The 12,141-nt window shown below is 37.0% G+C and carries 14 protein-coding genes and 1 pseudogene; 9 read left to right on the top strand and 6 right to left on the bottom strand.

Features of this window, described 5'->3' with window-relative positions:
* From DW114_RS06050 to DW114_RS06020, 6 genes and pseudogenes are all read left to right on the top strand, one after another.
* A pseudogene (locus DW114_RS06050) lies at window positions 1-373 on the top strand (hypothetical protein); the annotation flags it as partial.
* A 324-nt stretch (window positions 374-697) separates the two neighbouring features.
* Window positions 698-1,564 (top strand): YitT family protein, encoded by an 867-nt coding sequence (locus DW114_RS06040; protein WP_117452861.1) that lies wholly within the window; start codon window positions 698-700, stop codon window positions 1,562-1,564.
* Between the two features lie 132 nt (window positions 1,565-1,696).
* Complete coding sequence (locus tag DW114_RS06035; protein ID WP_117452860.1) at window positions 1,697-2,029, top strand: hypothetical protein; 333 nt, start codon at window positions 1,697-1,699, stop codon at window positions 2,027-2,029.
* Window positions 2,030-2,100: 71 nt separating this feature from the next.
* Window positions 2,101-3,177: a hypothetical protein gene (locus DW114_RS06030; protein ID WP_117452859.1), complete on the top strand. Its 1,077-nt coding sequence runs from the start codon at window positions 2,101-2,103 to the stop codon at window positions 3,175-3,177.
* A gap of 74 nt (window positions 3,178-3,251) precedes the next feature.
* On the top strand, window positions 3,252-3,542 hold the full coding sequence (locus DW114_RS06025; RefSeq protein ID WP_117452858.1) for a YciI family protein: 291 nt from the start codon (window positions 3,252-3,254) through the stop codon (window positions 3,540-3,542).
* 86 nt (window positions 3,543-3,628) lie between these two features.
* Entirely contained in the window at window positions 3,629-4,399 is a 771-nt protein-coding gene (locus DW114_RS06020) for a MerR family transcriptional regulator (RefSeq protein WP_158552167.1), read from the top strand.
* Window positions 4,400-4,435: 36 nt separating this feature from the next.
* Here the strand turns inward: DW114_RS06020 and DW114_RS06015 are convergent, their stop codons facing one another.
* Genes DW114_RS06015 through DW114_RS06005 form a run of 3 tightly spaced genes read right to left on the bottom strand, consistent with a single transcriptional unit; the run spans window position 4,436 to window position 8,003 of the window.
* On the bottom strand, window positions 4,436-6,664 hold the full coding sequence (locus DW114_RS06015) for an ABC transporter permease (protein WP_158552168.1): 2,229 nt from the start codon (window positions 6,662-6,664) through the stop codon (window positions 4,436-4,438).
* Window positions 6,664-7,359, bottom strand: coding sequence for an ABC transporter ATP-binding protein (locus DW114_RS06010; RefSeq protein WP_117452855.1), 696 nt, complete (start codon window positions 7,357-7,359; stop codon window positions 6,664-6,666). Before DW114_RS06010 ends, DW114_RS06015 begins: the two co-directional genes overlap by 1 nt.
* 59 nt (window positions 7,360-7,418) lie before the next feature.
* Entirely contained in the window at window positions 7,419-8,003 is a 585-nt protein-coding gene (locus DW114_RS06005) for a TetR/AcrR family transcriptional regulator (RefSeq protein ID WP_117452854.1), read from the bottom strand.
* Between the two features lie 208 nt (window positions 8,004-8,211).
* Here DW114_RS06005 and DW114_RS06000 point away from each other — a divergent pair, with 208 nt between their 5' ends.
* Entirely contained in the window at window positions 8,212-8,343 is a 132-nt protein-coding gene (locus DW114_RS06000) for a helix-turn-helix domain-containing protein (RefSeq protein ID WP_117452853.1), read from the top strand.
* A 239-nt stretch (window positions 8,344-8,582) separates the two neighbouring features.
* Entirely contained in the window at window positions 8,583-8,993 is a 411-nt protein-coding gene (locus tag DW114_RS05990; RefSeq protein ID WP_002334817.1) for a hypothetical protein, read from the top strand.
* On the opposite strand, the gene DW114_RS05985 is transcribed toward DW114_RS05990, so the two are convergent.
* The 3 genes from DW114_RS05985 to DW114_RS05975 all read right to left on the bottom strand — a co-directional run bounded on the left by DW114_RS05985 (window position 8,942) and on the right by DW114_RS05975 (window position 11,361).
* On the bottom strand, window positions 8,942-9,808 hold the full coding sequence (locus DW114_RS05985) for an aminoglycoside 6-adenylyltransferase AadE (protein WP_001255868.1): 867 nt from the start codon (window positions 9,806-9,808) through the stop codon (window positions 8,942-8,944). The genes DW114_RS05990 and DW114_RS05985 overlap by 52 nt on opposite strands.
* Window positions 9,809-9,983: 175 nt before the next feature.
* Window positions 9,984-10,529: an AAA family ATPase gene (locus DW114_RS05980; protein WP_001071501.1), complete on the bottom strand. Its 546-nt coding sequence runs from the start codon at window positions 10,527-10,529 to the stop codon at window positions 9,984-9,986.
* 28 nt (window positions 10,530-10,557) lie between these two features.
* Window positions 10,558-11,361, bottom strand: a complete 804-nt coding sequence (locus DW114_RS05975; RefSeq protein WP_002334816.1) for a helix-turn-helix domain-containing protein — start codon at window positions 11,359-11,361, stop codon at window positions 10,558-10,560.
* Between the two features lie 338 nt (window positions 11,362-11,699).
* Between DW114_RS05975 and DW114_RS05965 the strand changes: the two genes are divergently transcribed.
* Window positions 11,700-12,113: a cysteine-rich VLP domain-containing protein gene (locus DW114_RS05965; protein WP_002588751.1), complete on the top strand. Its 414-nt coding sequence runs from the start codon at window positions 11,700-11,702 to the stop codon at window positions 12,111-12,113.
* The last annotated feature ends 28 nt before the right edge of the window (window positions 12,114-12,141 follow it).

The following is a 12,141-nucleotide window of genomic DNA, read 5'->3' as shown; positions in this document are numbered from 1 at the left end:
CGAGCCTTGTGATACAATAGAACCAGGAAAGATGGTGAATGTTATTATGAGTAGATATAAAAGAATGAAACAAAACAAATCTATATGGACAATGGCCGAGAAACTTGAAGAAGCGCAGATGATTGAAGAAAGTTTGATTGAAATCAGTAGAAAAGAAGGTTTAGAAGAAGGAATGGAAAAAGGCATTGAACAAGGTAAAAAAGAAAGAACAGAAGAAATCATAAAACAAATGCTTTCATTAAAATATCACACGGATGCTTCTGCTTGGTTATCATCTTTATCATCTGATCAATTAGAACAAGTACCTGCCCTCATTTTAACATGTGATACATTTGATGAATTTCAAAATCAAATCAATCATAGACAACCATAAAATAAGAAAATACATAATGGAGATTTCATTGAAAAAAGGATGTACGAAATCAATTCATACATCCTTTCATCTATTTTCTATTTTATAATTAAGCTGATAATAGCACAAAAAGAGGGGAAATGCTTACGAATATTATGTGGAATATTGTGATAAAAACAAACGCGAAAAAACAGCGAAGGGTGTACAGCTTGTATTCCAACTTACTTATCGCCGTTGAAGTTGGTGCCTTCTGCCTGTTTTTGGATAAAAATTACAAATATTTCGCATTTACAATCTTTTCAACAAATGATAAAATGACCTTGAAACTTGAGGAGAAATAAAATCATGGATAAAAATGATATAAAGCAGTTTGCCGGTGTGATCATTGGCGGGTTTTTATTTGCGTTAAGTGTGAACTTGTTTATCGTTCCACTGGATCTATACAGTGGTGGAATTATCGGTATTGCCCAGATCATTCGTACTTTGATGATTCAGTATTTAGGATTAGATATATTAAATTCATTTGATATCGCAGGTATCATTAACTTTTTAATCAATATTCCATTGTTCATCATGGCTTATAGAAGTATTTCAAGAAAGTTCTTTATCAAAACATTATTATGTGTCATTGTACAAACAGTATCCTTTACGTTGATTATGATTCCCCAGACAGCAATCTTAGACGATGTATTGGCAAGCTGCGTCATTGGTGGTTTAATTGGTGGTTTTGGTATCGGATTGGCACTTAGAAGCAGTGGCAGTGGTGGTGGATTGGATATACTGGGTGTATATTTCACAAAGAAATTTGATAATTTCTCAGTAGGAAAACTGTCACTTATCGTGAATGCATTTGTTTATATTGTATGTGCGATTTTATTTGATGTATCTACCGCAATCTATTCTATTATTTATATGGCATGTTTTTCACTTGTTGTAGATAAGACGCATTATCAAAACATCAACATTACCTGTATGATCTTTTCAAAAAACGAGAACATACAGGAAGATATTATGCGTGAAACAGGGCGTGGTGTAACCTATTGGAAAGGTGCAGGTGCCTATACCAAAACAGATACCAATATCATGGTAACGGTCATTAATAAATATGAAACCAATCAGATTAAAAAGATTATTGAGAAAAATGATCCCAAAGCCTTTGTAATTTTCCAAGAAGGCATGAATGTCAGTGGTAACTTTGAAAAGCGTTTATAACGCTTTTTTTGTTGTATGTAATCAATAAAGATTTAGATGATGAAATAATTATAACAATTATTGCGGCTAATTATATAAACAGTTAGACATATTTTTTTAAAAGAGTATGATATAAATACGAGGAGGTGTCATATGGATAAAAAATTATTACCAGTCTGTGTACTCAAATTACTTGAAGATTACTCAGATGAAGCTCATCCATTAACAAAAAATGATATCATACAATTATTAAATAAGTATTATGATTTAGAAATAGCCAGAAAAGCAGTTGGAAGTGTACTTCAAAATCTTTCAGATTTAGGATATGATATTTGTAATCAAAAAAGCTATTATTTAAATGAACGTCAATTTACAAAAAGTGAACTAAGTTTTTTGATAAATAGTATTTTAGCAGCTAATATATTAACAAAGAATCAAGCAAAGGATATCTTAAAAAAGTATTATCAAAAGAAAGTACATATATGAAACGAAATTTTACATTTATTCATAATATTGGTTAAAGTAGTATGATAATTTTGCAGAAAGGGTAATTGATTATGGAAGATAATATGATAAGTCATAATTTATTTCATTATGCGACTAGTGAGTTATCACAAGATGCATTTTTTTGTTGGTTATTAAGTTATTCTAGTAAGGAAGGTAAAATGTTAATTTATGATACGTTCTCTCTATCACAGAAATTCTTAAAGGCAATGCTTGGTAAAAAAGATCAATTCGAATATTTTGTGACGGATATTAGGACTCAGAAAATAGTTTTATTAAATAAAGGAAAAGGAAGACTTGATATTTTTTTGACTATAGAAAAAAGTATAAATAAAGAAAAATTGTATTTAATTATTGAAGATAAGGTAAGTTCGTTGGAACATCATCAAATATATCCATATTATCAAGCAGTATTATACGAGGATAGCACGCTATATAATAATGATAATCTATTTATATCATTTGTTAAATCCGGTTATATGAATAAATGGGAACGTGATGCAATAAATAATAAAAATTCTAAGTATACCATTCTAACATTAAAAGATTTATATTACCTTTTTCAGGGAACAAGTGAAAATATATTAGATTATGTTAAAGATTATTATCAAATAATCAAGGAAAATTATGAATATCAAGAAACAATATATTCTGCTTTATTGAAAGGGAACTTCATAAATATTTATGATCATGAGGTAAATGCTTATTTGTTTTTTGATAGTTTATATGAGCATCAAATATTACATGATTTTATATGGTGTGGGCATGTAAGCAAAAATAATTTCGAGTGCTTAACTTGGAATAAAAGAAAAATAAAAACAAAGCCAGAAGATGAAGTTTCAACATATCTTCAATTAGAAGTGCATCATCTCAAGAAAAAAAAGGTAAGAATCATGATTAGGATGAATACAAGTACTGATTTTGACAGTATAAAACTAAAAACAGAGATGAATCAAAATATGATAAAATATCTTAATTACGAATATAATTATAAAATAATAGGTAGTAGACAAGGAAAATCTTTAGGTATTGGATTTATTGATTTTGAATTAGACAATTGGAAGCATATCAAAAATACAATTTCTGATTTTGAAAAAGCATATATAAGAAGTATTGAAAAGCGTTTATAACGCTTTTTTTGTGCATGAGAATAGAAAAAGAACGCATACTTCTGTATGATAGAAACAAACAGGAGGATTTGATAATGAAATATTTTATGGTAGAAGGCATGTTGAAAAATGTGGATAAATTAAATGATGAAATTATGAAACAGCATATGGCATATACTCAAAAAGCAATGGATGAGGGAATGATTTTCTTATCCGGTTTGAAAAAGGATCAAAGTGGAGGTGTTTTTCTAATCAAAAGTGATACAGAAGAAAGATTAAAGGAATATCTGGATCATGAACCTATGCATCTACATGGGATACAGGATTATCGTTATGTGGAATTTGATGCACATTACATATCAGAAGATTCACACTGGTTTTCATAGCTATAAAATGATAAAATGGAGAAGATAAAGAAAAAATATTGACCTTCCTGTTCATGGAAGGTTTATCATATCTTCGAGGTGAGCTTATGAAAATTAAAGAAGTGAGTGAACAATGTGGCTTATCAAGCAAAAGTATTCGTTATTATGAGGCCATGGGATTATTAGATGTAGAACGCAGTGAAAATGGATATCGGGAATATGATGCATCACAAATTGAACGGTTAAAAGAAATACGCTTATTTCGTGATTTGTTTATTCCAATCGAAGATATTCGTCAATATTACGAAAGTGAGCAATCCATGGATGAATTTATGGCACAGGCAATGAATAAACTACAGCAGCAAATAGAAGAGCGAAAGACTGCAAGAGATTTTTGTGCGTATATCCAGCTGCATTATAAAGAAAAAGATGGTCTGGTATCATATTATGAAAAATGGGGACAGACACATGGCTTTCATTCCGATTTGGAACAACAATACTATAAAAGTACCAAGAATGAAAAGCGCTTGTTATTGATTGGCGCAATCTGGACGTTAATGATCGGGTTGTTTTTCAATATAGATTTTATGGTTACAATGAAGGGCTTTTATATGGTTGTGATTGGCATCGTATTGTTTCTGTCCATTTTAATTTATATGAATGTGTTTTCCATTCATCGAGGCTTGTTGAAGATATTGGATTTCTTATTTATGACAGAGGAAATTCCACATCATATCGAAAATAAATTAAAACGTTATTTTCCCAACCTGATTATCAGAAAGTTGATTCTTCTACTCATTGTGCTATTTTTATGTGCTTGTGTTCTCGGTGTCATAATAGCTATCATGATGTTTCTTTCTTATCTGATAAATATATAACAGGCTTCTACTTGGATAGCGTAAAAGCCTGTTTTTTTAGTATTCAGATTTTAATGCGGATACCATATCAATACAAGTGACTTTCTTGGATACGATAAATATAATCAAAATAGATAACAACAGGGTACCACCACAGGCGAGTATGACAACATAGACAGGAAGATATAAAATGACATCCATACTGTTTTGTACGGTACCTAACATAAAGCTCAACAACCAGTATCCTTCAAATATCCCCAAACAGATACCCATAAAGGTTAACCAGAAATTCTGCTGAAGCATGATTTTACGCAAGGCTGTACTTTGAAAGCCTAATACTTTTAAAGTTGCTAGTTCATGATATCGTTCCATATAGGAAAGTGTTCCTAAATTATATAAAATTACACTGCCAAGTAGTACTGCCGCAATCATAAAAACAGAAATCATCATCATGGTCGCATCCATCATCGTATCTAAATTCTTTTCCATATCCTCACGATATTGAATAGAAGTGATTTGAGAGGATTGTAAATATGCTTTTGCGGGAACTTGGCCAATGATGGCATTTGCATGATAAGGCAGATGTTGTTTCAGCATTTGAGATTTCATGATGGTAACCCCCTGTTCCATAGGGGTACGAAGGATTGCTTCAATACGATTTGTTTGCCATGTGGAGATACTGGAAGGCTTCCATATAAGCACATCTCCTTGTTTCAAATGATATTGATCCGCAATATTTTTTGATATGGCGACTCCATTTGTCAGATGGATAAATGTATCTGTATCTGTGGCAAGACGTTGATAACGCGTATTCGATAATGCTGTCAATAAAAGCTGATCGGTTTTGCCATTTGTTTTGATATCCATATAGGTATGCATGACTTCATCACCATCCATTGCCTGTTGAAGCGTATTGATGGTATCCTGATCAAAGTTCCCATTTATTTTACAATCATATGTCTGTAACTTTTCAAATGTCCAAGTTGTTAAATGCGTCATGGTCGTATACATACCAAAGGCACCAATCAAAAGGGCAGTACAGCCAATGACACCGAAAATACTCATGATACTACGTAAAGGGTTTCTTGTGATATCTTTGATATTCCATTGGGTAATGAAGGAAGCACGTTGAAATATTTTGGGTAAATGAATGGCATGCATGCGTTTTGTATGGCGGTTGGATAAAATCATCGCTGCAGGATAACGTAAATGTTGATGGGTAATACATAAGGCAATCACAAAGGATAGACCTGCACATAAGCAAGGTAGTGCATATGTGAACATGATCGAAGAAGCGGTTAGCTTTGGTAATGTATAGATTTCATTCATAAAAGGATACGTGATAGAAGAAAATGTCAGGGTTCCTAGGATACATCCAATCATTGCGCCACAAAAAGATATGAGTGTACCATGCGCTGCATAATGTAGATATAAACGTGTTTTATGAAAGCCTAAAGCTTTTAATATAGCGATGATAGATGTTTGTTGGTTCAATAAACGATGAATCGTTGTGATGGAAACTAGTAAGGCGATACTTAAAAAGGTGATGGAAAAGATCATACCCAATTCTTTATGTTGATGAATTTCATCCTGTAGCATACTGTAATTGGGATTATCCTTACGCATGGTAATATAGGCGCTTTTACCATCAAAGTCCTTCAATAATGCATCTTTTAAATCTTCACGATTACTTTTTACAAGTACCTTGGTAGGTGTGAAAGGGAAAGGGACATGGGATGTGTTCATATATAGAAAACCATTGTGGATATGATCTGCGACCATCGCATTATCTTTTACTTGATAGATATTTTCCGGTGTCAGGACAAGTGCTAAGATTTTCTTTGTGATTGGTTTACTTTGCATCGTAAATGTGATGGTATCATTCACCTGTAAATGGTGTGCTTTCGCAAAACGTTCATCCAGCCATACCCCATCACTGGTAGTATCAAATGGTTTTCCTTCTATGATTTTTATTTTGGATATTTTATTTTCCTTGATGATATGAACATCTAGTGAGGTATCATCATGATCTTGAAAGTAGGCAGAAAGTGACATGACCTCCTGTGCTTGTATATCTTGACTGTATTGTTTTGGAAAACTTTCTGCCATCACAGTTGCTTCAGCCATATCACATTCCTTCATGAACGTATCCAGGCTTTTTTGCATTCCCTGATATTCACTACTGATACCGGAAAAGATATAACAGCCCATTAACATAAGTAAGAAGATGGCAAGGAAACTGGTCTTTGATTTCCATACATCCCGTAACATTTTTCTAGTTAACATTACCATTCCACTTCCTTTATATCCATGGGATGTTCATGCGTGATGATCGAAGAAATCGTACCATTATGAATAGAAATGACTTTATCTCCACAAGGGGCGATTGCCGCATTATGGGTAACGATAATGGTGGTCTTATGATAAGTGCGGCACATGTTTTGTAAAAGGGATAATATCATTTTGCCTGTATCACTATCCAAGGCACCGGTTGGTTCATCACATAATAAAATATTTGGATTTTTACATAAGGCACGCGCAATGGATACACGCTGTTGTTCACCACCAGATAATTGTCCTGGAAACTGTTTTTTATGCTCTTTTAAACCAACATCCTCTAAGATTTGATGTACAGGTAGAATATCCTTTTTGATATCCTTCATCAAGGCAACATTTTCATATACAGTAAGGGTTGGAATCAAATTATAAAATTGAAATACAAAACCGATTTCTTTGGCACGGTAATCACAAAGCTGCTGTTCATTTTTCTTCGATAATGCATGTTCATTTACAAGGATCTCTCCTTCATCTAATACATCAATGCCTCCTAAAATATTTAATAAGGTACTTTTTCCAGCCCCACTGGGACCTAAGATTACCACAAATTCACCATCTTCTATGGTAAAAGATACTTGTTTTAATGCATAGATATCCTGACTACCTACATGATAGATTTTAGATATGTTGTTTGCCTGAATCATAAAAATTCCTCCTTTTTTGGCATAATAAAAACATGTATGTGAAACACATGCTTTTTTGACTATTTTTTAATGGTCACAAGTCCTGTACATAACATACGAAACACCTTCATAAATTCCTGTCTGGTTTCTTCTGGGTTTTTCTTTTCTTCCAATACATGACGGATACAATCCACAAACATATTGGTGACAATATCCAAATAACCACTTTCATCATTTTCCATTTTCATATGAAATTTCATATGATTTCTAGCTTTCTCCATGAAGGCTTCTCGCAGCTCTACATAATGCGTTGTCTTTAAATCAAATAAAATCAATAAGCACTCATCCATGAGATAACGAAATTCGGTCAATTCTATTTGTGTATTGATTAAATCAAATGCTTCTTCAATATCATCAATGGTATAATCTTGATCATCCTGAACAAAATGTTCTTCTGCCAAATGATTCAGGTTTTCGATAACCGGATCTAGCAGGGTAGTAAGCAGAGCTTCTTTATTATCAAAATAATGATAAATATTCCCCATGGTTGTATTGGCTTTTTTCGCAATCACACGCATGGAACTGTTTTCATAACCTTTATCTAAAAATTCCTGTTTTGCGGCTTCTAAAATCTGTTGGCGTAAATCTTCTTTCTTTACCTGCATAAGATCACCTCCATGCCTCTAGGATACAATAGTTAGATAAAAGAAACAATAGGAAAGGCGGTTAAAAAATCATTTGTGTTCAGGTGATCATTATTGAGTATTGGCTTAAAATAAGGCGATTCTCATATAACGGGAGTAATTCTCGATATACAGGATAGCGCAATGTGTATATATATGTCATAATATAGTTAGAAAAGAGGTGTCAGTTATGGAAAATTTCGCAAAACGTTTAGCACAGCTGCGTAAAGAAAAAGGATATACACAAAGTGAGCTGGCGGATAAAATCGGGGTCAGTAACAAGTCTGTTTCTCGTTGGGAAACAGGAGTTTCCCAAAGTTAAAGATACCACATCAATCCCACGCGGACTTTTGCTCAACCGATACAGCCGGAGGGCTGGATAACAAGAAAAGGCGGTATGCGCCCCGTGGAGGGGTAGCGTACCGCCTTTTCTTGTGGGGGTTTCCAAAGGGGGCAACGCCCCCATTTGGCACACGACTTTGCGAAGCAAAGTGTAGTGTGTTATACGCTCTGCCGGCGTTGCCGTGAAAATGCCGTTGCCGCCGGGGAGGGCAAGGGCATTTGAAGCGGCAGGAAAACAGGGCTGTGCTTGCGTGGCGTGGAGCCGCAAGCGCAGGTCTGGACTCATCAGCAGACAGGGCGTATATGAAAGCCCCAGTTCCTCGTCCTACGCTCCAACTTGTGGACAAAGTGTCCCGAAGTTGTGGCCACACTCCCGGAAAAGTAGCAGGACAACGGGCAACCGTCAAGGCTGAAATGAACGGGTTTACACCCGGCCTTGACCTCCGCCCGCTGTCCCGCTGGATGGGTGGACAAGGCGGCCAATCCCTCAAAGTGCTTGGCCGCTCTCTTTCTGATTTTGAGGTATTCAGTTTTTCAAAATTGAATAATCAAAATAAATTTTTTCGATTGAAAAAATTTTATTTGTTATCATCTTCAATGCCATATTTTTTCTTTTGCCGAATCACATAATTACTGATTTTTTCATCATATAGTGGATACTGGTAATCCAACTGGCATGCCACTTCTGACGAAACCTCCCGGAACAATGCCATACATTGTTCAAAGGATTCCCACATATGGGGATAGGAATCCATATTATAAGTGGACATAAGTCGTTCCCACAATTCCTCTGGGACATATTGCTTCATAAATTTATAGTTTTTTCCCAAACTGAAATGAAATCCCTGTTTGATACCAATCAGCCAGGAAATCATGCGAAGCAATTCTTTTCGTACTATATCATTCATATGGTCAATAGCAAAAAGAATTTCTTTGCGGCATAAGCCCTTTACTACATATGTTGTAGTATTCCAAAATTCATTACAGCAATCGTCAAACATTCTTTGAGTAGGCTTCTGCAAGTGGTAGTCTATATCCGTTGGTATTGGCGGCTTTACGATACGGTTGTCTTTATCCAACAGTAACTTTACCAGTTTATCCCATGTAAAATACTCGTCTATCAGTTCCAGCGGCAGCAAAGTTAAATCTATCTTAACATCATCAGTAAACAGCATTAAATATGAAAATCCCTTTTCTACAGCTGGAAATAATTCCATATCTTCCGGCTTTTGCAGAATCAACCTTTCACCAAATATATCTAGCCATTTATCATCACTTGTGAAGCTGTCCATATCCGTAACAAAAAAAGTAATATCAAAATCCTGAAAATCATCAGGCGGAATATTTGTATTTGTTCTAGATCCTTCCAAAGTAACCATGCGAATGCGTTTGTCTGTTTTTGCAAAATTCAAAACAATATCATAAACTTCCTTTTCTGATCTCATTTTTATCTCCTCCAATTATTGAAATAGGTGTGAAGCCATTTTAGGGCTTTCCCGCCTTGATTACCCTTTAGCAAAGACGGGCGGGACTGTCAACGGCGGCGCATGAAATGCGCCGTTCATCTTGACCGTTGACTGGCTCGGCTGGCTTTGCTATCTTCCTGACAAATGGGAATGTCTAAGATAGTAAAGACGTCCCACATGCAACTCTTTCTTTTATTGCGGAAACCGTATCTTTAATTGTGAATGTAGTTGTGTCTATGACATTTGATTCATATACTCCCAAACCGGAAAATTGCTCCCACATTGTTTCCACTAATTCAATATTTGTTTTTCTATCTAATTTTGAGCGTTCCACAGCTCGCTTCATAGTTTCTTTTTTACTCGCTCTTAATACAATATAGTGTACCTCGTAATCTTCTTGGGCAAGAGCTTTCCATGGCTCCAAAAACCATGGCCCGACAATCCCATCTACAATTACATCATATCCGCCACGAGCATATCGCTTTGCAGCTTCTAAAAAGGCTTCAATGACAACCAGATTTTGCTCGTTGGATTCTGGCAAATGTGGTGGTATTGCGCCTTTGCTTAAGTAATGAAAAAAGTCATCGGTGTGCATATGCACTGATTTATCCATATCTGATTCCTTTGCGACAATTGACGCAGTTGTTGTTTTTCCTGTCCCCGGTGAGCCTGTAATCACAATAATTCTTCCTTGATTCATCTGTATTTTCCCTCACAATTCAAATTTATCACTTTGTTCCTGCCTGCTCAATCATCTTCTTCGCAAACTGCTGGAACATTTCAACAGTTTCTTTATCCATCGGTGTAAGCTGTCCGATCTGTCCAGCTATCATCGCCGTTACATCGTCAATGGAAAGTGGTTTTTGTTTCTGTTCCGCCAGTGCGTCCCGCATGGCTTGGAACATAGCGGCGGTCACAGCTTCTCCCGGCTGTTCCCCGTTGTCAATGTCTTTCTTAATGTCCCGCAGGATAGCCAGGAACACATTTTTGATTTTTTCAATCTCCGCTTCATGTTCCCCTATCTTTTGGGCGTTCAAAAGCTGTAAATCCTGCTTCGCTTCTGCCCGGTGTTCCGGGTGTTCTTTCATCAGGTCGGACAGGGAAGCCGTTGCCATCTCGATAAGCTGGTTTCTTGCTGTTATGCCCTTTGCCGCCGTATCCTGAAAATAAATCCGTATCAAATCTATCAGCTTAGGAAAATTCCTGTGTTCCAACAGGCGGTTGAGGATTTGCACATCAACAGCACCCGTCACAAGCCCCCTCACGGCTCCCTCGGACAAGCCTAATTCAGAAATATCGTAGCTTTTACGAACGCTCACGGTAGACAAGCCCAGTATGTAGTCTGTCGATACCTTAAATTCCTTTGCCACACCTATGAGAATATCACTGCTGACCGTTCTTGTTTCGCCGCTGACAATGCGGCTCAACTGGGAAGCGGAAACGCCTATCTTCTCCGCAAGTTCCTTTTGTGTGATGTGGTTCCCGTTGCATAAATCGGAAATCCGCTGTCCGGGCGTTCCGGGTAAAGCCATAGATACGCACCTCCTCCGCATACTTCCATTATACAGAATGATTGCAAAAATGCAATTTCCAAAGTGTAAACTTCATCAAAATGCAATTCTCGCAATATTCCGGGAATTGCATTTTTTTCGTGTAGACTTAGGGTAGTTCATCGATGGACGGCACCTTGAAAACAGAATGACCGTCCGAAAAGGAATACCCCGGCTGGGGAAGCACCGCAAGGAGTCGGACTTCGGGACAAAATGTCCCGAAGTTGCGAGGAGCGTGCCAACGCCGGAACACGCCGCAGGAATGGGGCAGGAAACCTTTTCGGGGAGAACGGCAACGGAAAGCAAAATGGAGGGAACGCATGAGAGATAACCCCTATAAAGACTTGCCGCCGCTGGAACGCAGGCCGGACGGTTCCCTTTACCGCATGACCCCGGCGCAGAGAAAACAGGCGGCCAGCCTGATACGCCGGGAGTGCTGTTGCTGTGAGGACGGCAACTGCATTGTCCTTGACGATGGGGACACCTGCACCTGTCCGCAGACGATTTCTTTCTCGGTCTGCTGTAAGTGGTTCCGCTGGGCGGTCTTGCCGCTGGACGGGACGCTGGAAGCGGAGATTTTCCGGGATAAGGACTTGAAACGCTGTGAGGTCTGCGGCGGTGTGTTCGTCCCCAAATCCAACCGGGCAAAATACTGCCCCGGCTGTGCCGCCAGAGTTCACAGGCGGCAGAAAACAGAAAGTGAACGGAAAAGGAGGTCTGCTGTGGACAGTTAGGAGCGAAAAAAGCCTTGATTTATCAGGC

Origin of the sequence: Absiella sp. AM09-50 (assembly GCF_003433845.1) — a bacterium.
Taxonomy (GTDB): Bacteria; Bacillota_I; Bacilli_A; order Erysipelotrichales; family Erysipelotrichaceae; genus Hoskinsella; species Hoskinsella hominis.
Note: the sequence above shows the minus strand (reverse complement) of the source record. Positions and strands in the feature narration are given on the sequence as shown.